28 protein-coding genes are annotated in these 22,760 nt (G+C 40.7%); 15 read left to right on the plus strand and 13 right to left on the minus strand.

The window, feature by feature from the left end:
* Positions 1 to 321 precede the first annotated feature (321 nt).
* Positions 322 to 738 (plus strand): multidrug/spermidine efflux SMR transporter subunit MdtJ, encoded by a 417-nt coding sequence (gene mdtJ / locus EAE92_RS19785; protein ID WP_214069321.1) that lies wholly within the window; start codon positions 322 to 324, stop codon positions 736 to 738.
* 1 nt (position 739) lies between these two features.
* Positions 740 to 1,072, plus strand: a complete 333-nt coding sequence (gene mdtI / locus EAE92_RS19790) for a multidrug/spermidine efflux SMR transporter subunit MdtI (protein ID WP_036806393.1) — start codon at positions 740 to 742, stop codon at positions 1,070 to 1,072.
* A gap of 274 nt (positions 1,073 to 1,346) precedes the next feature.
* Here the strand turns inward: mdtI and EAE92_RS19795 are convergent, their stop codons facing one another.
* The 4 genes from EAE92_RS19795 to EAE92_RS19810 all read right to left on the minus strand — a co-directional run bounded on the left by EAE92_RS19795 (position 1,347) and on the right by EAE92_RS19810 (position 3,390).
* Positions 1,347 to 1,583 carry a hypothetical protein gene (locus EAE92_RS19795; protein WP_214069322.1) on the minus strand — a complete coding sequence of 79 codons (237 nt, stop codon included), beginning with the start codon at positions 1,581 to 1,583 and terminating at the stop codon, positions 1,347 to 1,349.
* A 366-nt stretch (positions 1,584 to 1,949) separates the two neighbouring features.
* Complete coding sequence (locus tag EAE92_RS19800; protein ID WP_214069323.1) at positions 1,950 to 2,318, minus strand: HipA domain-containing protein; 369 nt, start codon at positions 2,316 to 2,318, stop codon at positions 1,950 to 1,952.
* Between the two features lie 31 nt (positions 2,319 to 2,349).
* Complete coding sequence (locus EAE92_RS19805) at positions 2,350 to 2,682, minus strand: helix-turn-helix transcriptional regulator (RefSeq protein WP_036775567.1); 333 nt, start codon at positions 2,680 to 2,682, stop codon at positions 2,350 to 2,352.
* Positions 2,683 to 3,045: 363 nt separating this feature from the next.
* Positions 3,046 to 3,390, minus strand: a complete 345-nt coding sequence (locus tag EAE92_RS19810) for a RidA family protein (protein ID WP_214069324.1) — start codon at positions 3,388 to 3,390, stop codon at positions 3,046 to 3,048.
* A 100-nt stretch (positions 3,391 to 3,490) separates the two neighbouring features.
* Here EAE92_RS19810 and yoaA point away from each other — a divergent pair, with 100 nt between their 5' ends.
* Complete coding sequence (yoaA, locus tag EAE92_RS19815; protein WP_214069325.1) at positions 3,491 to 5,422, plus strand: DNA repair helicase YoaA; 1,932 nt, start codon at positions 3,491 to 3,493, stop codon at positions 5,420 to 5,422.
* Positions 5,423 to 5,424: 2 nt separating this feature from the next.
* On the plus strand, positions 5,425 to 5,610 hold the full coding sequence (locus tag EAE92_RS19820; RefSeq protein WP_246545306.1) for a type II toxin-antitoxin system RelE/ParE family toxin: 186 nt from the start codon (positions 5,425 to 5,427) through the stop codon (positions 5,608 to 5,610).
* On the opposite strand, the gene EAE92_RS25465 is transcribed toward EAE92_RS19820, so the two are convergent.
* A complete protein-coding gene (locus EAE92_RS25465; protein WP_425516795.1) occupies positions 5,607 to 5,921 on the minus strand; it encodes a hypothetical protein in 315 nt (104 codons plus the stop codon). The genes EAE92_RS19820 and EAE92_RS25465 overlap by 4 nt on opposite strands.
* A gap of 227 nt (positions 5,922 to 6,148) precedes the next feature.
* On the opposite strand from EAE92_RS25465, the gene tsaB reads away from it, so the two are divergent.
* Together tsaB and EAE92_RS19835 are read left to right on the plus strand one after the other, a co-directional pair.
* The gene (gene tsaB, locus EAE92_RS19830) at positions 6,149 to 6,844 is read left to right on the plus strand and encodes a tRNA (adenosine(37)-N6)-threonylcarbamoyltransferase complex dimerization subunit type 1 TsaB (protein WP_105398271.1); all 696 of its coding nucleotides are present in this window, start codon (positions 6,149 to 6,151) and stop codon (positions 6,842 to 6,844) included.
* 95 nt (positions 6,845 to 6,939) lie between these two features.
* Entirely contained in the window at positions 6,940 to 7,521 is a 582-nt protein-coding gene (locus EAE92_RS19835) for a Slp family lipoprotein (protein WP_214069326.1), read from the plus strand.
* A 99-nt stretch (positions 7,522 to 7,620) separates the two neighbouring features.
* On the opposite strand, the gene EAE92_RS19840 is transcribed toward EAE92_RS19835, so the two are convergent.
* Complete coding sequence (locus tag EAE92_RS19840; RefSeq protein WP_214069327.1) at positions 7,621 to 8,154, minus strand: GNAT family N-acetyltransferase; 534 nt, start codon at positions 8,152 to 8,154, stop codon at positions 7,621 to 7,623.
* A gap of 353 nt (positions 8,155 to 8,507) precedes the next feature.
* On the opposite strand from EAE92_RS19840, the gene fadD reads away from it, so the two are divergent.
* Together fadD and rnd are read left to right on the plus strand one after the other, a co-directional pair.
* On the plus strand, positions 8,508 to 10,196 hold the full coding sequence (fadD, locus tag EAE92_RS19845; RefSeq protein ID WP_214069328.1) for a long-chain-fatty-acid--CoA ligase FadD: 1,689 nt from the start codon (positions 8,508 to 8,510) through the stop codon (positions 10,194 to 10,196).
* Between the two features lie 90 nt (positions 10,197 to 10,286).
* Positions 10,287 to 11,414 carry a ribonuclease D gene (rnd, locus tag EAE92_RS19850; protein ID WP_214069329.1) on the plus strand — a complete coding sequence of 376 codons (1,128 nt, stop codon included), beginning with the start codon at positions 10,287 to 10,289 and terminating at the stop codon, positions 11,412 to 11,414.
* A 143-nt stretch (positions 11,415 to 11,557) separates the two neighbouring features.
* On the opposite strand, the gene minE is transcribed toward rnd, so the two are convergent.
* The 3 genes from minE to minC are packed head-to-tail and all read right to left on the minus strand — an operon-like array spanning position 11,558 to position 13,350.
* Positions 11,558 to 11,827 carry a cell division topological specificity factor MinE gene (minE, locus tag EAE92_RS19855; protein ID WP_036775580.1) on the minus strand — a complete coding sequence of 90 codons (270 nt, stop codon included), beginning with the start codon at positions 11,825 to 11,827 and terminating at the stop codon, positions 11,558 to 11,560.
* Positions 11,828 to 11,830: 3 nt separating this feature from the next.
* Entirely contained in the window at positions 11,831 to 12,643 is an 813-nt protein-coding gene (minD, locus tag EAE92_RS19860) for a septum site-determining protein MinD (protein ID WP_036806371.1), read from the minus strand.
* Positions 12,644 to 12,666: 23 nt separating this feature from the next.
* The gene (minC, locus tag EAE92_RS19865) at positions 12,667 to 13,350 is read right to left on the minus strand and encodes a septum site-determining protein MinC (RefSeq protein ID WP_036806368.1); all 684 of its coding nucleotides are present in this window, start codon (positions 13,348 to 13,350) and stop codon (positions 12,667 to 12,669) included.
* A 140-nt stretch (positions 13,351 to 13,490) separates the two neighbouring features.
* Here minC and EAE92_RS19870 point away from each other — a divergent pair, with 140 nt between their 5' ends.
* The 4 genes from EAE92_RS19870 (at position 13,491) to EAE92_RS19885 (ending at position 15,970) form a co-directional block, all read left to right on the plus strand.
* Complete coding sequence (locus tag EAE92_RS19870; RefSeq protein ID WP_036775587.1) at positions 13,491 to 13,763, plus strand: YcgL domain-containing protein; 273 nt, start codon at positions 13,491 to 13,493, stop codon at positions 13,761 to 13,763.
* Between the two features lie 264 nt (positions 13,764 to 14,027).
* Positions 14,028 to 14,684, plus strand: coding sequence for a fumarylacetoacetate hydrolase family protein (locus EAE92_RS19875; RefSeq protein WP_214069330.1), 657 nt, complete (start codon positions 14,028 to 14,030; stop codon positions 14,682 to 14,684).
* 24 nt (positions 14,685 to 14,708) lie between these two features.
* A complete protein-coding gene (locus tag EAE92_RS19880; protein ID WP_214069331.1) occupies positions 14,709 to 15,140 on the plus strand; it encodes a cysteine cluster protein YcgN in 432 nt (143 codons plus the stop codon).
* A 188-nt stretch (positions 15,141 to 15,328) separates the two neighbouring features.
* On the plus strand, positions 15,329 to 15,970 hold the full coding sequence (locus EAE92_RS19885; protein ID WP_036775594.1) for a hypothetical protein: 642 nt from the start codon (positions 15,329 to 15,331) through the stop codon (positions 15,968 to 15,970).
* A gap of 68 nt (positions 15,971 to 16,038) precedes the next feature.
* Here the strand turns inward: EAE92_RS19885 and EAE92_RS19890 are convergent, their stop codons facing one another.
* The 3 genes from EAE92_RS19890 to EAE92_RS19900 all read right to left on the minus strand — a co-directional run bounded on the left by EAE92_RS19890 (position 16,039) and on the right by EAE92_RS19900 (position 18,432).
* Positions 16,039 to 16,659 carry a hypothetical protein gene (locus tag EAE92_RS19890; protein WP_214069332.1) on the minus strand — a complete coding sequence of 207 codons (621 nt, stop codon included), beginning with the start codon at positions 16,657 to 16,659 and terminating at the stop codon, positions 16,039 to 16,041.
* A gap of 328 nt (positions 16,660 to 16,987) precedes the next feature.
* Positions 16,988 to 17,404: a heat shock protein HslJ gene (gene hslJ, locus EAE92_RS19895; protein ID WP_214069333.1), complete on the minus strand. Its 417-nt coding sequence runs from the start codon at positions 17,402 to 17,404 to the stop codon at positions 16,988 to 16,990.
* A gap of 23 nt (positions 17,405 to 17,427) precedes the next feature.
* The gene (locus tag EAE92_RS19900; RefSeq protein WP_214069334.1) at positions 17,428 to 18,432 is read right to left on the minus strand and encodes a 2-hydroxyacid dehydrogenase; all 1,005 of its coding nucleotides are present in this window, start codon (positions 18,430 to 18,432) and stop codon (positions 17,428 to 17,430) included.
* A 241-nt stretch (positions 18,433 to 18,673) separates the two neighbouring features.
* Here EAE92_RS19900 and EAE92_RS19905 point away from each other — a divergent pair, with 241 nt between their 5' ends.
* Genes EAE92_RS19905 through EAE92_RS19915 form a run of 3 tightly spaced genes read left to right on the plus strand, consistent with a single transcriptional unit; the run spans position 18,674 to position 21,835 of the window.
* The gene (locus EAE92_RS19905) at positions 18,674 to 21,301 is read left to right on the plus strand and encodes a YdbH family protein (protein WP_214069335.1); all 2,628 of its coding nucleotides are present in this window, start codon (positions 18,674 to 18,676) and stop codon (positions 21,299 to 21,301) included.
* Complete coding sequence (locus EAE92_RS19910; RefSeq protein WP_214069336.1) at positions 21,298 to 21,495, plus strand: YnbE family lipoprotein; 198 nt, start codon at positions 21,298 to 21,300, stop codon at positions 21,493 to 21,495. Before EAE92_RS19905 ends, EAE92_RS19910 begins: the two co-directional genes overlap by 4 nt.
* Before the next feature lie 13 nt (positions 21,496 to 21,508).
* Positions 21,509 to 21,835 (plus strand): YdbL family probable chaperone protein, encoded by a 327-nt coding sequence (locus tag EAE92_RS19915; RefSeq protein WP_214069337.1) that lies wholly within the window; start codon positions 21,509 to 21,511, stop codon positions 21,833 to 21,835.
* Positions 21,836 to 21,911: 76 nt separating this feature from the next.
* Here the strand turns inward: EAE92_RS19915 and EAE92_RS19920 are convergent, their stop codons facing one another.
* Entirely contained in the window at positions 21,912 to 22,514 is a 603-nt protein-coding gene (locus EAE92_RS19920) for an FMN-dependent NADH-azoreductase (protein ID WP_214069338.1), read from the minus strand.
* Positions 22,515 to 22,760: the final 246 nt, after the last annotated feature.

Genomic DNA, 22,760 nt, shown 5'->3' on the forward strand with positions numbered 1-22,760 from the left:
ACTAACACTAACACTATTTATGAGGATTCTTCGTATATCGCGCGGAATATCAGTGCGATGAAAGAATGAGATATCATGAACAGCGCCAAAAGCGTCAAGTTTCAAAGTTCCACCCACGTGCTTTTCCTTTCTGCCATTTTATCCAGTGAGCATTACTGGTGTGGCGCATTATAGCGTCTGACTCCTGTTAACCGGTTCTCAACCGGTATTTCTATTTCGTCAAAACGTCAGGTTATTATTTCTCATCTCATGCATGGATGGGTTAGATTATTTATTAGCTTGCGTCTTGACATGCGTATTTACGTGGTCAGGAGAAAGAAAATGATTTATTGGTTATTCCTTGCAATGGCAATTGTTACCGAAGTTATCGGTACCTTATCGATGAAACATGCCAGCGTTTCCGGTGATGTGGTTGGCATGGCCGTTATGTACATCATGATCGCCACATCCTATATCTTGCTGGCAATGGCGGTGAAAAAAGTTGCATTAGGTGTTGCGTACGCTTTGTGGGAAGGGGTTGGCATTCTATTTATTACTGTTTTTAGTGTCATGTGGTTTGATGAGTCACTGTCATTGATGAAAGTAGGTGGTTTAGCTCTGCTGATAACAGGAATTATGTTGATTAAATCCGGCACTAGAAAAGCGGCAGTTAAAAAATCGGCAGAGGTAGTGAAACAGATGGCAAATAAGGCTGTCAGTGTCGCAACAACTAAAAACAGTAAAATAAAGGAGGCATAACATGTTGCAACAATTTGAATGGTGGCATGCGGCGTTCTTATTCCTTGCCGTAGCGTTGGATATTTTAGCGAATATTTTACTGAAACTTTCTAATGGTTTTAGACGTCCTTGGATGGGGATTCTCTCGATTATTGTTGTCCTTGGGGCGTTCAGTGCGCTTGCTCAGGCAGTGAAGGGAATTGAGCTTTCCATCGCTTATGCCTTATGGGGCGCTTTCGGTATTATCGCGACGGTTGCTGCTGGCTGGATTATGTTTAATCAGCGTTTGAATTGTAAAGGTTGGGGTGGTATTGCCTTGTTGCTGTTGGGCATGGTGATGATCAAGATGGCTTAAGCTGTGGAATAACCCAATCTGGGGGGAGTATGATTCATAGAGATTGTTTTAATTTTATTGTCCTTGATGCAGTTTATAACTATTTTTTTCTCTGCTCAGGTATTTTGATTAAATACTGTATAACTCCTCCCGCTTTAATGTTTAAAATCAGGATAAAGGTATCTTATTAGCGTTCAGGTTTTTAAATAACGAATTTTATTGTTTATTTCTTATATTATCTGCTGGCATGCAACTGTTATTGCATAATAACCAGCAGACATGAATAAAACGACTTTTAGCAGGTAAAACAGATGTCTGGTTTATTACCATCTTTCACACGACAACCAGGACACCAAGACTGAACAATATAGCGGCCATCACCCATATCCCTCATACCAAAGTCTTCATAGCGATAAAAAACATGTTGACCTATTGCGGAGGAACAACATGGGCAACTTTTATAGATCTTGCCTTCTACTTCCGCAACAACGGAATCATGAAGGGAATCATTACAACCTGAACAAACATCCATAGAATGCTCCATACCAAGTGATAAAAGTTATTGAAGATTAGGCCATGTTTATATTCACTCAACAGTGGCCCGACATTGATGTACTTATTAGAAAGTATGGACGACGTATAAGTATAATTCAACATTGAAAAGGTAAATAATAGAAAATCCATTTGGTGAGTTAATTCTACCAGATGAAATTAACGCTATTTGTGATAAGCAATATTGGAAACTATTTTATTTACATTGATCATCAGAGTATTATCATCGGCTCAAATATAACATATATTTCTAAAATGAATTATTAAGGGCCATTGCTGAAATAGAATAGGTATTTTGGCCCATAAGATGGGTTTATAATAAGTTTATGTACAGATTTTAAAGTTCTCAAAAAATTATGGAGAATGGATTTAAAAATTGTCTATGCCAGAACAATTTTTTATCTATTTCACTTAACTCAGCTTCTTCACAGATATTATTCCAATTATCTTGGATGATTAATATTTGTCTATTAAAGATTTCTTTTGCTTTTTTCTCTGAGATATTAAAGTTATGTGCAGTTTCTAAACAGGTTTGTAATTGGCTGAGATTTTTATTTCCGACTATTAACATTGCTTGAGATGCTTCATTACCCGATCTACCTTGAGGGCATATATCATAAGCAGGGGTTAATCGTGAAAATAATTCTTCTGATGTTTTCTGAGGATTAGTGAAACGATATCGTATAATCTCGGCAAATTTTTCATAACTAGCCATTAAATGTTGGGACTAAACAAATTTTTTGTTGTTAGAAATCATCGTATACCTCTCTCTTTTTTTCCTGAATACGCCGTGGTAATAAAACTAATTTATCTCTTGTTTGTTCTATACGTGTTGAGATAGGAAATTTATCATTGTCAAACAAGTTGATACCTACAAGGTTGGCCAGCTCAAATGCTAATCCTATGGAGCAACCCATATCCCCATTTTCAATTTTTTGTAGCGTGGTTCTGGATATACCAGCACGTTCTGCCAAATTCTTTTCTGACCAATGGCGTTGTTTTCTACCTAACTTGATTTGTTCTCCGAGTAACATAACTGCCTCTTGGGAGAATTTTGAATAGGCTCTATGTTTTAACATACTTCCTCCTGTTGACCATTATAGTGGTCATTGATGGCCTTAATGAACACTATAATGGTCATCATCATGGTTTGTCAAAATGAGAATGTCAATATTAGATGAGCATTATAATGGTCACATCTTATAGTTCAAGGCACAAGAGGAAGGTTAGAGTTGTTGAGTTTATAACATTCCATTTAGAACAATGAATAATATAGTTAATGAAAATGTCGATTAATATTTTATTTTAAAATGTTATTGTAACTAAATTAATGGAGAAAGTTATATCTTATTTACATTAGTAACATCTATTGGGATATTCTGAATAACCTCCATATAATTAAAATATAAATGGAGGCGATAGAGAATATCCCAAAATTAATATTAAATACCTGCGATAATTTTTATTTCGACTTTATATTTGGGGTTCATTAGTTTAGCTTCAACGGTGCAGCGTACTGGCGCATTTCCTGCTACAACCCATGCATCCCAGGCGGCATTCATGCCAGCAAACTCTTTTCCATCAGCCAGAAAAATAGTGGCGTCGATAATTTTGCTTTTATCAGAACCGAGACGCTGTAACATAATATCAATAGCGGCCAGTGTATTCGCTGTTTGCTCAGTAATATCACCATCCAGATTTTCCGGTACGGCGGTGTAGTAAATAGTTTTATTGTAAACTACCGCTTCAGACCAGCGATCTTGAGGATCAATACGTTTAATTGTCATGGATACTCCTTTCTGTGAATGACTATCTGCCTGATTTTGGGTGGTGATCAGAACATACTATTGGCATAATCTCCATTCATTCTATTGAAAGAGACGATTTGTGTCAGACGATTTTGCGAAAAATGGCGCCCTTGCTAAAGCAATAACAGGCTTTAAACCCCGTGATGCTCAAAGAGAAATGGCAGTGGCTATTGAGTGTGCGATTAAAAACCATCAACAATTGGTCGTAGAAGCAGGTACGGGAACAGGTAAGACATTTGCCTATTTAGCGCCCGCGTTGCGTTCTGGGCAGAAAGTTATCATTTCCACAGGTTCTAAGGCATTACAGGATCAGCTCTATAATCGTGATTTACCGACTGTTGCTGAAGCAATTAATTTCACCGGTAAATTGGCGTTGTTGAAAGGCCGTGCAAATTATCTGTGCTTGGAACGATTGGAACAGCACTCTTTTGGGGGCGGGCAATTGGAAGCAGAAATTCTGTCAGATATTGTTCGACTAAGAGGCTGGTCTTCACAAACTGAAGAGGGTGATATCAGTACTTGTCACCAAGTGGCGGAAGATAGCCAGGTTTGGCCGTTGGTCACCAGTACGAACGATAACTGCTTGGGTAGTGATTGTCCGCGTTATCAGGAATGTTTTGTTCTCAAAGCTCGTCGTCGGGCAATGGAGGCGGATGTTATTGTTGTTAACCATCATCTGTTTATGGCGGATATGGTCGTGAAAGAAACGGGATTTGGCGAGTTGATCCCGCAAGCAGAAGTCAAAATATTTGATGAGGCGCATCAAATCCCTGATATCGCCAGTCAATATTTTGGTCAGCAATTAAGTAGCCGCCAACTGATGGATCTCTCCAGAGACATCATTATGGCGTATCGCACGGAAGTCCGGGATCAAGTTCAATTACAAAAGAGCGCGGATCGCCTGAGTCAGAGTACGCAAGATTTCCGGCTGGCGTTGGGAGAGAACGGGTATCGGGGTAATTTGCGGGAGTTATTGCAAAATCCGCAAGTCCAGCGAGCATTAGTATTGCTTGATGATGCGCTTGAGCTTTGTTATGACGTGATGAAATTATCTTTAGGGCGTTCAGTTATGTTGGATGCGGCATTTGAGAGGGCAACAATTTATCGTAACCGCCTTAAGCGCTTGAAAGAGGTGACTATCCCCGGTTATAGCTATTGGTTTGAAAGTTATGGTCGCCATTTTCTTTTAGCACTCACACCGCTGTCTGTTGCCGACAAATTTAGTGAAATAATTAATGAGCAATCAGGTTGTTGGGTGTTCACCTCAGCTACACTCTCTGTTAATGAGCAACTTTCCCACTTCACTGAACGGCTAGGTTTAAAAGAGGCGAAAACGTTATTACTGCCAAGTCCATTTGATTATCAAAGTCAGACACTACTTTGCGTTCCCCGTCATCTACCATCGCCAAATCAGCTTGGTAGTGCAAAATGGTTGGCAGAGATGCTCAAACCACTTATTGAAGCCAATAAAGGTCGATGTTTCTTTTTATGTACTTCACACCAGATGATGCGCAGTCTGGCTGAAGAGTTCCGTGCCAATATGACATTGCCGGTTTTGGTTCAAGGTGAAACCAGCAAAGGTCAGCTACTTTCGCAATTTATTGCCGCCGGCAACGCTTTATTGGTGGCAACCAGCAGTTTTTGGGAAGGTGTCGATGTGCGCGGCGAGGCGCTTTCCTGTGTCATTATCGATAAATTGCCCTTTACGGCGCCGGATGATCCACTGCTAAAAGCCCGTATTGAAGATTGCCAACTTAGAGGTGGCGATGCATTTAACGAAGTTCAGTTGCCGGATGCGGTTATTAGCCTGAAACAAGGAGTCGGGCGGCTTATTCGTGATATTGATGATTATGGCGTTGTTGTCATTTGTGATAATCGTTTAGTGATGCGTCCATATGGTGAAGTGTTTTTGAATAGTTTGCCGCCTTCGCCACGAACCCGAGATTTAACGAAAGCGGTCGCTTTCCTGCAAGCTCGGCAATCTCCTAATATTTCTGGTTTCGCACGGTAATTTTGTACCAGACCGCAGAGCGTGCTTTTTTTGTTTATGAGTTTGCTAAAAGTGACAGATCTAATATTGAATATGACGAAGAGATACAGTTTAAGAAGATGGCGTCCCACGTTCTAGGGTTATCAGATGAACAATTAGCCAGGCTAATTAAAAAAGGTCATTTTTCGGAGGTGACTAAATATGGTTAAAAAATATCGTAGTGATGCGTTTGCTGCAATTCACGAAACGATGGAGGCACTAAGCGAAATAGGGGCTGCAATAAGCAAACCATGCGTGAGTTTGATGCTGCCTGTTTGACTCCCATAGAATCGCTCTCTCCAGAGGAAATACGTTCTCTTCGTGAGCGGGAGCATTTGTCACAGCCTGTTTTTGCCCGATATTTGAATGTGAGCAAAAATCTTATATCAGACTGGGAGCGTGGAACAAAAAAACCGGAGGTCCAGCCCTGAGGTTGCTTACGATAGTTAAGAAGAACGGAATTCAGGCTATCGCGTGACATGATTAAGAATCGCTCCATATTGTAATAGCAAATCACGTTAGGAAGCGATGGAGTACAGGTAAACTGAATTTTTTTTCTATCTGATAATTCATAAAGACACAATTACCCTGTGTACATATGGCAAAGGGTAATGGCCTTCATATGGCTGCCAACTGGGTAAAATCGACAGGGTTATGATAAAATAGCGCCTTATTTTGGATTATATTTCTTGCCGAGGTGCTTAAGGCATGCCTGTACGAATTCTGGCTATTGATACTGCAACGGAAGCCTGTTCTGTTGCTCTTTGGAATGATGGTGCCGTTTTGGCGCAGTTTGAAATTTCTCCACGTGAACACACGCAACGTATTTTACCTATGGTTCAATCTGTTCTGGCAGAAGCCGGGATGAGTTTACAGCAGCTTGACGCTTTAGCTTTTGGCCGTGGGCCGGGTAGTTTTACCGGTGTACGCATTGGTGTGGGTATTGCTCAGGGCTTGGCTCTGGGGGCTGAACTGCCGGTGATTGGTGTGTCAACGCTCAATGCAATGGCTCAAGGTGTTTTTCGTCTGCTAGGTGCAACTCAGGTATTAACCGCCATTGATGCCCGGATGGGAGAAGTTTACTGGGGGAAATATATCCGTAATCAGCAAGGTGAATGGCAAGGAAGTGAAACAGAAGCCGTGTTGAAACCGGAACAGGTTCAGGCATTCATGGCTTCGTTGAGTGGCGATTGGGTAGTTGCGGGTACTGGCTGGCAGGCTTATCCTCAGTTGATGACAAGTCATTTAACGCTAATTGATAGTAGTATCACATTACCTCATGCTGAAGATATGTTGCCTCTGGCGATACAGATGTGGCAAAACGGTGAGGTAACGGCCGTTGAACATGCTGAACCGGTATACTTGCGTAATGAAGTTACTTGGAAAAAATTACCAGGCCGTTAAGTATCGATTTATGAAACTTGTAGTAAAAGAGAGTATCGAATAGACAGAGTTATTTTAAACTTAATGATTGGGACAATTTTCGGGAGAAGGTGGTTATGTTAAGAGTAATAAACTACCGGACGAGTATTAAGGCGCTAATTTTGTTAGGCGCTGTAATGCTTACAGGCTGTATTACCGTTCCTGATTCAGTAAAAGGAACGTCACCAACACCTGTTCAAGATCTACTTTCTGTTAAGAGTACGCCTGAGCTGTTTATCGGTCAGGAAGGACGATTCGGCGGCAAGGTACTTGGTGTAGTGAATGAAAATCACCGTACTCGTCTGGAAATATCGTCATTGCCATTAGCATCGGATGCCAGTCCAGAGCTGAATGAGCCTTCTCTTGGCCGTATCTATGCTTATGTAAATGATTTCCTTGATCCTGACGATTTTAAAGGAAATTACGTCACTATCGTAGGTCCGATAGTGGGATTAAAAAAGGGAAAAATTGGTTGTGCGGATTACGATTATGTTGTGATTAATGCGATGGGCTATCAACGTTGGAAAGTTGTTCAGCGAGTATTGATGCCTTACGGTCCGGGGCCTTGGAATTATTATGGCTATCCATATTATTCAGGTTGGGGATGGAATTGGTATTACCCCGATCCCGCGCCTGTTGAGACTATTTTGACTAGGTAGAGTTATATTTCAATCGGGGTTGTTAATATGCACCTTGTGACATTGTAACTTTATTTCCAGTTTGAGCCGCCGCAATAATATGTGGCGGTAATTTATCTATTATTTCCTATCTATCTTTGGATTGATCGTTAATTTCATTGCAATTCTTGCCCCCAAACCCGCAGCTATCTCTTCTGCCAGAATTTTCCTTAGTTCATCAGGAATATCATCCGGTTGTAGTATGACAAAACCGAATTTGTCATATAATTTACGGCTTGGCATAAAATCACGAAAAGTTGTGAGATAAAGAGCGGTTTCCTTGTTCTGTGCTAATTGCTCAATGATTAGGCTAAGCAGGGTACTGGCAATACCTTGGCCATTATATTTTGGCAATACATCAATCTCGGTTAGCAGCATCAATTGATTTAAACGGCGGATTAGCGCAAATCCAACCAGCTTTTGATCACTTTCAGCAACCCAAAGTTGCTGTTCCTGAATACCTGACTCAATTTCATACGTGGATAGGGTCTGGTCACCAAGTGTTTTTGGTAAGAGTTTTTCTGGAAAAAGAGAAGCTGCTTGGCGCTCTATATCTCTGATAGTTGCACTATCTTCATAGGTTGCCCTTCTGACTGTAATGTTATTTATAATCATTTTTTATTACCAATATATTTTTAATAGCGTATTGGAATAGAGGAAAGCAATAAATGCTATTTCAAAAATGCTATCTTAAGCAAAAAATAAGTAGGTCAATGTATAACCAATAGCTACTAAGTTAAATATTAACTAGAGCAATAATATACTGATAATTAAAAATAATTCACAGACGACACCATTCTCTTTGTTTTTATGTATAAGGATTAACATGAAATTAGTGATGTGTATCTCAACCTGAACAATGTTTCTTTTTTAAACTGGTACGCTGAGTTAATAATTTGTTAAATCAAGGCGTGCGTTATTTATTAGGCGAGTGATAACATAGCAATTAAAATTTCAGGAGTACTACCTTGGAGAAAGTCTGGCTAAAACACTATCCGGCGGATGTTCCTGCGGAAATTGACCCGGATCGTTATGCATCATTGGTTGAGATGTTTGAAAATGCCGTAGCGCACTATGCAGATCAACCTGCATTTATCAATATGGGTGAGATTATGACCTTCCGTAAGTTGGAAGAGCGTAGTCGGGCATTTGCAGCATATTTGCAAAATGGTTTGGGATTAAGTAAAGGGGATCGCGTTGCTCTGATGATGCCAAACCTGCTGCAATATCCCGTTGCACTGTTTGGTGTTCTGCGCGCAGGTATGATTGTCGTAAATGTAAACCCGCTGTATACGCCGCGTGAGCTTGAACATCAGCTTAATGATAGCGGCACTTCCGCTATTGTGATCGTCTCCAATTTTGCCCATACATTGGAAAAGATCGTTTTTAATACTAAAGTTAAGCATGTTATTTTGACGCGTATGGGCGACCAACTATCTCGACCTAAAGGTACGTTGGTCGATTTTGCGGTGAAATACATTAAGCGGTTGGTGCCGAAGTATAATTTGCCTGATGCCATTTCATTCCGTTGTGCGATACAGAAGGGCTATCGCATGCAATATGTAAAACCAGAGATTAACGGCAATGATTTGGCCTTTCTGCAATATACCGGCGGCACTACCGGCGTAGCTAAGGGAGCTATGCTGACTCACCGTAATATATTGGCAAATCTTGAACAGGCAAAAGCGGTTTATTCTCCATTATTACGTGCAGGCCAAGAGCTGATTGTTACGGCGTTGCCTCTTTATCACATATTTGCGTTAATGGTGAATTGCTTGTTAATTATTTATTTGGGTGGGTGCAATCTTCTGATCACTAACCCGCGTGATATTACGGGTACGGCTAAAGAATTAGGTCGTTATCCGTTCACTTCTGTCACTGGGGTAAATACGTTGTTTAACGCCTGGTTGAATAATGAAGAATTTAAGAAGCTTGATTTTTCTACGCTGCGTCTGGTTGTTGGTGGTGGTATGCCGGTACAGAAAGCGGTTGCTGAGAAATGGGCAAAAGTGACAGGCACCAATCTGCTTGAAGGTTATGGTCTGACAGAATGTTCACCTTTGGTTTCCTGTAATCCTTATAACTCGAAACATTATACTGGCAGTATTGGTTTTCCGGTCTCTTCAACGGAAATCAAACTTGTGGATGATGATGGGAATGAGGTAGAGATGGGTCAGCAGGGAGAATTGTGGATACGTGGCCCACAGGTGATGGTCGGTTATTGGAATCGCCCTGATGCAACAGAAGAAGTGTTGAAAGATGGTTGGGTAGCAACGGGTGATATTGCGAATGTTAATGAACAGGGTTCCATTCATATCGTAGATCGTAAAAAAGATATGATTTTGGTTTCTGGTTTCAATGTGTATCCTAATGAAGTTGAAGATGTTGTATCAGCTCACCCTAAAGTGCTAGAGTCAGCAGCAATAGGTGTATCAAGCGAAAGTTCCGGTGAAACTGTCAAAGTGTTTGTGGTTCGGATAGATCCTAGTTTGACCGAGGATGAGCTTAGAACCCATTGCCGTCGTTATCTAACAGGGTATAAAGTACCGAAGATCATTGAGTTCCGGGATGAATTGCCTAAGTCTAATGTAGGTAAAATTCTTCGCAGGGAACTGCGTGATGAAGAGGAAAAGGTCAGGAATGTAGCTATAGCCTGAGATCCTCTTCATAATATTGATAAGCACGACAACGCCGGTATCAGCCGGCGTTGTCGTGCTTATTCCATGAATGGCTAAGAGAACTATGTTTTGAATTATCAGTTGATCACCACAGATGCTCAGTTGCAGCAAGTTTGCGAAAGGGCAAAAAAATACTCAAAAGTAGCATTGGATACTGAATTTGTACGCACACGGACGTATTATCCACAATTAGGTTTGATACAACTGTATGATGGCGAACAACTTTCTCTGATTGATCCACTTAATATCACCAACTGGCAACCTTTTCGTGAGTTAATTACTCATCCTCAAATATTGAAGCTGTTGCATGCCGGTAGTGAAGATCTGGAAGTTTTTCTGAATGCTTTTCAATGTTTGCCAGAGCCGATGATTGATACTCAGGTTCTGGCGGCTTTTATTGGGCACCCGCTTTCATGTGGCTTTGCCGCGCTGGTGGCTGAGTATATTCATGTCGAGCTGGATAAAAGCGAATCCCGCACTGATTGGCTTGCCCGCCCGTTAAGTGAAAAACAGTGCGAATATGCGGCTGCGGATGTTTATTATCTGTTGCCTTTGGCGGATATCCTGATGACTGCAACAGCGCAGGCTGGATATATGGAGGCTGCGACCGGTGAGTGTCAGCTTATCAGCCGACGTCGTAAAGAGATATTAGAACCGGAATGTGCTTATAAACAGATAGGCAACATCTGTCAATTACGTCCCCAACAGCTTGCGTGTTTGAAAAAACTGGCCGCATGGCGTTTGAATCAGGCCAGAGAACGCGATTTAGCCGTGAACTTCGTCATTCGTGAAGAAAACCTGTGGCAGGTAGCACGTTATATGCCAACTTCTCTGGCAGAGTTGGATGCGTTAGGGTTAAGTGGGCAGGAGATTCGTTGTCATGGTCGTCGTCTATTGGCAATGGTCGCTGAAAGTGGAAATATTCCAGAAAGCGAATGCCCGCCGCCAGTGACGAACCTGATTGATCAACCTGGTTATCGTAAAGCGTTTAAGGATATTAAGGCGCTGATCCATCAGGTAAGTGAGCAGCACAGATTTAATTCTGAATTATTGGCATCTCGTCGTCAGATTAATCAATTACTCAGTGCTCATTGGAAATTGAAACAATTAAATGGCAAGCCTGAGCTGCTTAGTGGATGGCGGGGAGAGTTGCTGGCTGAACCTGTTGCAGAGATTCTGGCGAACTATCCTGATTAATCCATATCAGAGCATTAGCTTGATGACAGGCTAATGCGTGAGAAAGGGGTTCCCGTTAGGGTTACCCCACCTCAGACTGCCATATAATATAATGAGCTTGGTTACTTTGATGGCGGTAGTGATAAAACAGCTGCCTTTCTGCGTTATTTTTGAGCTTCTTCTGTCTCAGGTAATGTTATATTAAGTTCCAGCACGGAAATATCATCACCTTTCTGTTCGAATTGCACAGAGAGCATATCTGGATCTACCTGTATGTACTTACAGATTACCGCCAAGATATCTCGTTTCATATCAGGCAGATAAGCAGGCTCAGAATCACCACGGCGGCGCTCTGCCACGATAATTTGCAACCGCTCTTTAGCGATATTTGCTGTCGTCTTTTTTCTCGACAGAAAGAAATCTAGCAAGGCCATGTTTTACCCCCCAAATAGGCGTTTTAAGAAGCCCTTTTTCTCTTCTTCAATGAAACGGAAAGGACGTTCTTCTCCTAATAAACGTTCAACAGTATCTGTATACGCTTTTCCTGCGTCGGACTCTGTATCCAGAATAACCGGCTCTCCTTGGTTAGATGAACGCAGTACAGATTGATCTTCTGGAATAACACCGATTAAAGGAATGCATAAAATTTCCAGAACATCTTCCATACTTAGCATATCACCACGACTCACACGGCCTGGGTTATAGCGAGTTAATAGCAGGTGTTCTTTAATGGGATCTTCACCCCGTTCAGCTCGTCGAGATTTAGAAGCCAGAATACCCAAGATACGGTCCGAATCACGTACGGAAGAGACCTCAGGATTTGTTGTGATGATCGCTTCGTCAGCAAAATAGAGCGCTATCAACGCGCCACTTTCAATCCCTGCCGGGGAGTCGCAGATAATAAAATCGAAACCTTGTTTGTCCAGATCAACTAAAACCTTCTCAACGCCTTCAGGGGTGAGAGCGTCTTTATCGCGGGTTTGTGATGCAGGCAAGATATAAAGGTTCTCGGTACGTTTGTCTTTAATTAATGCCTGATTAAGCGAGACGTCACCTTGGATAACGTTCACGAAGTCATAAACTACGCGGCGTTCACATCCCATAATCAGATCGAGGTTACGCAGGCCGATATCAAAATCGATAACGACGGTCTTTTTACCTCTTTGAGCAAGGCCGGTAGCAATGGCCGCGCTTGAAGTGGTTTTGCCAACGCCACCTTTACCTGATGTAACAACAATAATGCGTGCCATGAAGTGATTCCTTATTAAAAGGGCTAGATTAAAGGTTCAATAGTTAATTCATTATTTACCAGGCTAAGTTTTGCGGCTTTTCCTGCTAATTCAGTCGGGATTTTATCGCCGAGCCAATATTGCCCTGCGATAGAGATAAGTTCTGCATTTAAATGGGTGCAAAAAACCAGACACTCCTGATCACCGGATGCACCGGCTAACGCCCGACCACGCATCATGCCGTAGATGTGAATATTGCCGTCGGCAATCAACTCGGCGCCAGCGCTTACATTACTGGTGACAATAAGATCACTGCCTTGGGCATAAATCCTTTGACCTGAGCGAACTGGTAAATTAATTACGCGAGTTTTTTTAATCTCAGGTTCTGCCGGTTTATTTTCCTTTGCTGAGGCTTTTTGTTTTTTACCTTCGCTTAGTAGTGGTAAGGATGCTTGTATTACCGCTCTGCGTTGTTGCTCATCACGACAACCACTCATTCCGACAATACGGAATCCTGCTGAATCAATAGCGTGATGCAGCGCTTTCAGATCAGCGTCTGCCGGCAGAGCGGAGATGTTAATGACGACAGGCGCGTTTTTCAGGAAATCCGGTGCTTGTTCCACTTTTTCCTGTAGGGCCTGTAGAATGATTTCTGGTTGGTCACTGTGTAAATGAACAACCGAAAGCGTAAAATTACTGCCTTTTAGCTCAATTGGCGACTGTGACATCTATCCTGACTCAGATTCAGCAAATTTGAGATCACCCCAGAACAACCTCTGGGATACGATATTTTGAAATACAATAAACATGTTATAATTACTGAATTATTCAAGCAAGTTGTGACCTGAATTTAAAAGAGTTTATTATAATGATTTGTGTGATCTACAGAAGCCCGAAAAGAGAGCAAACATACCTTTATGTTGAAAAAAGAGATAATTTCTCTCGCGTCCCCGAAGAGCTACTGAAAAGTTTTGGTCAGCCTCAATATACAATGATGATCTCTCTGGCAGACAGAAAGAAACTGGCAGGCGCTGATATAGAAAAGGTAAAAATATCGTTAATTGAGCAAGGTTTTTACCTGCAAATCCCACCTCCGGTTGAAAACTTAATGAATGCACATCTGAACCAGATGGAAAAATAAGAAGAATCCAAGAGTTTGATGAGCAAAGTTAATCGTCATCGCGGTTTTATTAACCACCACAATATTCACAGTGAGCCGTGCTTTTAAAGGACAACAATCAGGTTTGTATTTTAGAGGAAAAATTTCCTTTGAATAGCGGTAACCTCTTTCCGTTTCCTGTGCTCCTTATTTTGCGATTAGTCTTGGCGTGGTGGCCGATGAGATGTGGCAATAAGTGCTATAATTATGGGTGTGTTGCCTAATAAACCAGAGTGAGGAACGAATATGTATCAACACAGAGACTGGCAGGGGGCATTACTGGATCTTCCTGTCAATAAAGTGGTTTGCGTTGGTAGTAATTACGCTAAACATATTAAAGAGATGGGAGCTCAGCCAGCGGAAGAGCCAGTCGTTTTTATTAAGCCAGAAACTGCACTGTGTGATATACATCAGCCAATTGCAATTCCAAAGGATTTTGGCGCCGTTCACCATGAAGTTGAACTGGCTGTACTGATTGGTACACCGTTGAAACAGGCAAATGAAGAACGAGTTAGCGCCGCGATAGCCGGCTTTGCTGTTGCGTTGGATCTCACCTTGCGTGACTTGCAATCTAAGTTTAAGAAAGCAGGTCAACCGTGGGAAAAAAGTAAGGCGTTTGATGGTTCTTGCCCGATATCTGGGTTTATTCGAATAAGCCATTTTGGTGATCCGCAGAATGTCCAGTTTTCACTGACAGTCAATGATGAGCTACGGCAGAACGGTGATAGCAGTGATATGTTGACACCAATCGTTCCCCTGATCAGCCATATGTCGCACTTTTTCACTTTGCGGCCGGGGGATGTGATTCTCACTGGCACACCGGAAGGTGTTGGAGCACTGGAAGCCGGTGATGTGTTAAAGGTTACTCTGAATGATAATTCACTCATTACCAGAGTGATTTGAATAATATAAGGAATAGTAGAAGTTATGTCTCAGCCTTTCTGGCAGGTAAAAACTCTAGATCAGATGACGGATGAAGAATGGGAGTCATTATGTGATGGTTGTGGGCAGTGTTGCTTACATAAATTGATGGATGATGATACCGATGAAATTTATTTTACTAATGTTGCTTGCAATCAGCTCAATATAAAAACGTGCCAATGCAAAAATTACGAAGATCGTTTCAGATATGAGCCGGATTGTATCAAGTTAACCCGTTATAATTTGCCGACTTTCGAATGGTTGCCAAAGACTTGTGCATATCGTTTGCTTGAAGAAGGGAAGCCATTGTTACCGTGGCATCCTCTGATTAAAGGTTCCAAATCAGCGATGCATAGCGAAAGAATTTCAGTTAGGTATATTGCTGTACGGGAAATTGATGTTGTGGAGTGGGAAGACCATATTATTAATAAACCTTAATAATGATTTAACTAACTATAATTTAACAAATTATTTTATGTGTTTCCCTCGTTGGTGCTTGCTCCAGAGCTAAGCTATCCAATGGGTGTATCCGCCAAGAATAAACTAAAGGTTGATTGTATATAATTGCGTCTATACTATTACCATTAGGTAATTGAACCTGTGGTCTATTATAGGAGGCATAAAGTATGCCAATACATGTGGGAAACATAGAAAAGATTACCAATGATTTCATCCAATTGAGTGAGTTAGAGTTCAATCGTGTTCTGTATGATGCTCTTGATTCCTCTGGTACTAATATTGTGCATGATGTGGATGAACTCATTTTTCCTCCAGGTTACCGGTTGATCAGGGTTGATAACCGGTTAGATTTGGATGATATAGATGAGCCTTACTTTGAATTAGCGTTACTTAGTGATGAAACAAAAGAAGTGGTTTATTACAATAAAGTGATTGTAATAAGTGACCTGGTGCTTAACTGTCGTCCCGCTTCGCAGATACTTGTGTGGCGAACGAGGAAGCCGCAGCATAAAGCAGCATTAAGTGATTTAGCCGCTAAAATCTTTTTCCACTATCTGATTAAAACCTATGATGTTGTCGCTTCAAATATAAGTCAAATAATAGAAGGCACCTCTTTTTGGCAAGCCAGAATGTATGAGGCGTTACAGTTTGGGCTTTATGTTTACGGTTATGATGTAATGACCTGTGAGTTAAGAAGTATTTTAGCTGAAGATGATGTCAGTAAAGAGCAGAGTTGGTTATGGGGTAATGCGGAATATTATATGGATAGACTGGCGATTATTTCCAGAATTAAATTGCCTAATAAGTAATTAATTTTTCTAGGTTGTATCTGAGGTGAATATAATGGTTCGAACTAATTCGAACCATTATTAGTTAATTACAAAGCACCGGAAACCCAAGCATTAATTTTATCATAGAACGATTTAATTGATTCCCATGCTCTGCTTATCCATTCAGAGAGTTGCCTGGCTGCATCAAGTATAAAATTTGAAAGCCTGCCAAACAAACTGGAGAAGAATGCATTAGTTTTTTCCATAAAACTTTGGATTGCTGCTCTGGCGTTAGGAAATTGTAACCCAAATTGAATGGCTTTATCGTAACTTGTATCAATTTGTCTGTTGTTCTCATCTTTAGTTCTTTGACGAGATTTATTCATGTTATCGATCCAGTCTTGGTCTGCGTTGTCTGGATCAGTGGCAATTGCTTCCTGATATTTCTGTGTGCTATCAGTTACACTTGCCTTGGAAATGTTTGTTGTTGAATTAGCACCAGATTTCACTGAATCTTTCAATTGATTAATAATACCATCTATTTCCTTATTTTCGGTAATATCTACGCTTTCGTATTGTTCTCCAAGCATATTTGCGTATGTTTGGAGTTCAGGTGTCGATGGTGAGAATTGTTCAGTTTTAGAATCATTTAACGTACGTTTTGCGTGTTGACGCATTTCGTTCATGAGGTCGATAAATTGAATATCTGTCGATGTAATATTAGACATAAATTATTTCCTTTTATTTAGTTAGTAAACTATCTATTAAATGTAAAAGTGCATAACTCTTTATTTAAATTGGAAGGAATAAGTTAAAAATAAATTACATTATCTATTTCTGTCGATTTAGTTCTCCTATAATATTTAAAATTTCAATGTTAGTGATAAATTTGTTGCTTAGATATTATGTCTAGAAATGCCGGAAAGTATTTTCCGGCATCTAAATAAAACATAAAATACTTGGACAAGCAGAGTTTAATCTTGAGTCCATTCAAGGAATTTCACTCTGCTAAATATTTAATGCTAACTTTATAAATAAGTTTTTTAATTACTGAACTTAGTCTTTCAGTTTATAAACCAATGTATTATCAGAGTGAGATAGTGTCAATTTTTGACCTTTTAACTTCACTTTAACGCCATCGGCTAATACTTTACCAATCAAGTAATCCCATTGATTCAGTTTATCATCAGCACAAAGCATCTGGGTGCTGGCCAGGTTTTTAACGGTCAGTACACCATTTTTCAGTTTGCCTTGACCCATAAAGAGATTACACATGGAACCAGAAATATGCATTTTTTCACCGAATTCAATAGTTGGTACGCGACCATCTTGATTTTGCGCGCCTTCGCCATTAACGCTCACCAGGACAAATTTGTTATGTTGTAAATCATCTACTGACACGTTTTCTGTCGCTGAAGCTTGGAATGTGGCTAACAATAAAGTTGCTGTTGCCAAAGGTAATATTTTTTTCATGTTTATCTCCTATATATATTATTTTAAGGGTACTTACTAACAATATTCGGGCAATTTTTCCCGTTGAGTAATTGCTGGATATTTCCCAGCGTAATTTCACTGATACTAGTTAAGGCTTCTTCTGTCAGAAATGCCTGATGACCGGTAAACAGCACGTTATGACATGAAGACAAGCGACGAAAAATATCATCCTGAATTACGTCATTAGATTTGTCTTCAAAGAAGAGATCGCGTTCATTCTCGTAAACATCCATACCCAGAGCGCCAATCTTTTGTTGTTTTAATGCATTAATGGCTGCCACGGAATCAATCAGAGCCCCTCGGCTGGTATTGATGATCATTACGCCGTTTTTCATTTTGCTGAAAGCAACTTCATTTAGCAGATGATGGTTTTCTGGTGTTAACGGGCAATGAAGGGATATGACATCGGATTGTGCATACAGCGTATCTAGATCGACATATTCAGCGCCGAGCTCCAAAACAGTTTGATTGGGGTAGGGATCATGAGCTAACAGACGCATACCAAATCCGTTAAGAATACGTAGGGTAGCAATACCAATCTTACCGGTTCCGATAATTCCTACTGTACGGTTGTGCATATTGAAACCAATTAAGCCTTCAAGAGAGAAATTGGCGTCACGGGTACGTTGATAAGCTCGGTGAATACGGCGGTTTAAGCACAACATTAATCCGACTGCGTGTTCAGCAACAGCTTCAGGAGAATAGGCTGGAACTCGTACAACCTGAATGCCCAATTCTTCAGCCGCATCCAGATCGACATTATTAAAACCTGCACAACGTAACGCGAGGATTTTTATATTCATTTCAGCCAATTCTTCAAGCACTTCACGGTCAGCATTATCGTTGACGAAAATACAAACAGCATCTGCGCCAATAGCGTTTTTGGCAGTTTTTGAACTGAGAGGGAAGTCGAAAAACTCGAAATCATAACCAAATCCGAGCTTTTTATTGACCTGCTCCAGGTGTTTATAGTCATACTGTTTGGTACTGTAAACGACTAATTTCATGGGATTATCTCCGCTATAATTTAAGTAGCTAATAAATTGTTTTAGGCTTAAATTATTGCTGACGTAAAGGGTTAAATAAACCAATAAATTAATTAACTCTATAAGTGTATTGCTTGTTGTTCCCCTATATGTTCAACATAATTTGCTTAATAATCAATATCTTAGTTTAAGGTTTGTCTGCTAAATTATGGAATAACAATAGAAGTAACCGATCTAAGACTTAATAAGGAGAGGAAAGAACTTGATAACCAAAGGGTTAAAGATATTCATTACCATACTGATGTTGCTGGTATTGCTGATGGCGGCGGGATGGTTTTCTATTCCTCATTGGTTGCCTAAAGTCACCAGTCATTGGTTACCTCCAGGTATGACGGTTTCATTGAAACAACCAGAATGGAAAAAAGGGGCTTTGCAACTGGCTGATATTTCATTGCAGGTGAAAGATTGCAGGCTCATTCGTGTATCGCGATTATCTGTTAGTTACCCATATTCAGAGATAGATAACAGTTATCATTGGCAATTAAATGCCGCAGATATTAATGGAGATATCCATTGCCTAAATCAGTTGCCCGAATCTACTCAGGGTCTTGCTCCATTGTCTGTTGCTGATATTTTAGCTCTTATTCCACAAGGAAGTTTATCTGTGGATAATTTTTCTTTTCATCTCTGGCAAGATTTTGCCGGAAAGCTAAAATTCAATTCCTCTCCTCAGGAGCAAAAACTGAGTTATCAGGGAAAGAATGTTAAATTGTCAGCGCATATTTATGGTAAGGAATCGTTATTTATTGACCAACTGGCAATTAAATTACCAGAACAGGAAGTCAGCCTTAATGGTGAAGTGACTTTACCACTTAATGTGGACAAACTACCTCCTCATGGTGAAGTAAAAGGTAAAATTATTGCCAGTCAATATACGCACCCGCTAAATATCAAGTTAGGTTGGCAAGGGAAATCCGGCAAACTTATTATCAGAGAAGAGGGGACGGTAGTACCTTTGGCTGAATTACCTTGGCAGTTTAACCAAGACCAGTTTGATATTACTGATGGTAAATGGCGGTGGACGAGTGCGGGACAACCTCTTGCGGGTGGAGTGAATATTAAGATTGCTCATTGGCAACAAGGATTGGATAACCTGCTGATTAGTGGCCGTATAAATTTGGTCACGCAGGGGAAACGTGGTAAAGCGAATATAGTGTTAACCATAAAACCGGGCCGGATAAACTCGTTAAATATGCAACTTCCTTTTCAATTAACAGGTCAGATTAATGTGCAGGATATGATTATGGCTATGTCATTGCCTGCGGTAATTAGTGGTCCGCTGGTTAATCCGAGAATGACTTTCCAGTCAGGTTCGTTGTTTCGGACTTGGGGGCGTTTGTCCGATAAGTTTATTGTTAAAGATGCTCGATCACCGTTAGCGGGAACTTATCTGACACGTGAAGGTTTTACTGGCCGGTTACAGGCGATTGTTAATGCACAACACCGTGATTGGGGAAAATTCCGTTTGCATCTTGATGGTCATGCCGAGAATTTTATGCCGGATAAAGGCTATTGGCGTTGGAACTATTGGGGAGATGGCGATTTGCCGTCACTACAGGCTAAATGGGATATCGCTGGAAAAGGTCGCTGGCGTGACACATTGATTAGCGTCAACGAAATGGTTACCGGCTTTAATGTTATTAAACACGGCATGATTCAGGTGGATATGCCGCGTCTACAGTTAACAAAGCCATTGGAATGGCAACGTTCAGAGAAATCTCCCACCTTTAAGGGTGAGTTACGACTGGCAACGAAGAAAATATCGTTTCGGTCCGGTGGCTTTCTGCCCCCCACTGAACTGACAGCAAAATTGACAGGGAAAAGCCCGAACAACTTTATTGTTAATGGTGATCTTTCATCAAGAAATATTGGCCCGATCCCTTTTTACAGTCGTTGGGATGGAGCAAGATTGCGTGGTGAAGCGCGTTGGCCTACTCAATCCTTACTTGCATTTCAGCCGTTGGTACCTAAAGATTTAGGGATAAACTTGCGCTCAGGTGATCTTTATGCACAGGCCGCTTTTTCTGCCACACAAGGGCAAGGTTTTGTCGCGGGTGGTCACTGGGTGGTAAAAAATGGCAGCATGTGGCTTAAAGATGGTGAAATCAGCGGCCTTGATTTTGTCTTACCGTGGCGGCTGAAAAATGGTATCTGGCAATTTGGTGTTAAATCGCCGGTTCAGCTACGAGTGAAAACAATTAATAATCTGTTTGAAATGCATAATTTAACGGCGGATTTACAGGGATTTTATCCGCCATCGGAACAAAAACCACTGGAATTGACTAATGTAAATGTAGGTATGTTGGATGGGCGTATTAACCTAGATAAATTAAGATTTCCTCAGCATCATCCGGCTATTTTGACGCTTGATAAATTGGAGTTAAGTCGCCTTTTTACTGTGTTGAAAGTTAAACAATTTGCGATGTCCGGCAAAATCAGCGGAAAATTGCCGTTGTTTATTAACAATGAACGCTGGATAGTTCAGCAAGGTCGGATTACCAATATCGACCATATGACCTTACGTCTGGATAAAGATACGGTAGATTCCATTAACAAAGATAATATTTCCGCAGGCGCCGCTATGGATTGGTTACGCTATTTAGAGATCAGTCGCTTACGGGCGCAAGTCAGTCTTAATAATTTAGGGGTTTTGACACTTAATGCTGAAATTCAAGGTGTTAATTCATTAAGGGATAAAAAACGGCAAGTCAAGCTGAATTACCATCATGAAGAGAACATCTTTCACTTATGGCGTAGCTTACGGTTTGGCAACAATCTTGAGGATTGGTTACAGCAGAATATATCTGTATTAAATGGGAGTGATAAATGACAAAACGAACCAGAACAAAGCTGTTCTTACTATCAATGGGATCTTTAATACTGTCAGGTTGTATACGCCTTGAAGTGGCAACACCTGAGAAGCCCATTAATATTAATATGAATGTCAAAATTGAGCATGAAATTCAGATAAAAGTAGACAGGCAAGTTGAAGAGATGCTCAAGAGTAACACGGGTTTATTCTAGGGGGGGTGGCATTATGAAGATAACAGGTACGGGAATATTATTATTGGCAAGTATATTGTTCAGCCCTTTTGTGGGAGGAATGACCCTGAATGAAGCAAAGCAGGAAGGGCTGGTGGGTGAAACGTTCAGTGGTTATCTGGCTATAGTAAAAGCAGATAGTCAGGTACAGGCTTTAGTGGCAGAGATTAATCAGTCCCGCAAAGAAAAATACGCAGAAATTGCGGCTGGCAATAATATTTCTACAGAACAAGTGGCCAAACTTACTGGCGAAAAACTGGTGAACAGAGCTGAACCTGGTGAATATGTGCTTGGTATTAATGGTAAATGGTTGAAGAAATAAAAGCGCGTCGAATGACGCGCAAAAAACAGCAATATAAATATAGATAATGTATGAATTATGAACAAAAACGTGGCTATCAGGAAGCTATTGCTGCTAAAACTTCACGGGCAGTTTGTTGCGCTTGATTTGCGGCATCAAGACTTAACCCTACACCTTCGGCAAAAACAAACTCTACATCAGTGAGACCAATGAAATTCAGGAACAGACGCAAATAAGGCACTAATAGATCACTGGGGCCGTCTTTATGGATGCCGCCACGGCTGGTCAAGATAATTACCCGTTTGTCTTTTAACAAACCTTCAGGGCCATTTTCGGTATAACGGAAAGTCACGCCAGCACGTGCTATCAGGTCAAAATAGCTTTTCAGTTGGGTTGGAATGTGGAAGTTGTACATCGGCGCAGTGATAACAATAATGTCATTATCCTGCAATTCCGCAATCAGTTCGTCAGATAATGCTAATACCTCTTTTTGGCGAGTAGTCATTTCATTGCCACTTGGGCGTAATGCATGAACCAGTTCATTATCCAGAACAGGAATGGGTTGTGCGGCCAGATCACGCATCCTAATGGTGTCATCAGCATGATTGGTTTGCCACTTTTCAATGAAGAAATCTGCCATTTGGTTAGTATGTGAATGCTGCGCCATAATGCTGGATTTAAGAACCAGAACGTTACTCATTTTTATTCCTTAAATTAACTTTTGGTAATTCACTTGTTAATCACGATATAGTGATTCTATGAGTTATTATCTTCTGGTAATAGAGCAATATTTAGAGCTTAGCATTCAAATTTATTGAATGTAGCGAGCCACGTAAATTGAAAAAGCGCGTCATTTAAATTGATAAAATTTCTGCGCCGCGCTTTTTATCAAAATATGTGATTTATTTTAGCTGTTCTTGTCTGGTTTTCTCTATTGGTAAATATT

Source organism: Photorhabdus hainanensis (assembly GCF_018448965.1).
Taxonomy (GTDB): domain Bacteria; phylum Pseudomonadota; class Gammaproteobacteria; order Enterobacterales; family Enterobacteriaceae; genus Photorhabdus; species Photorhabdus akhurstii.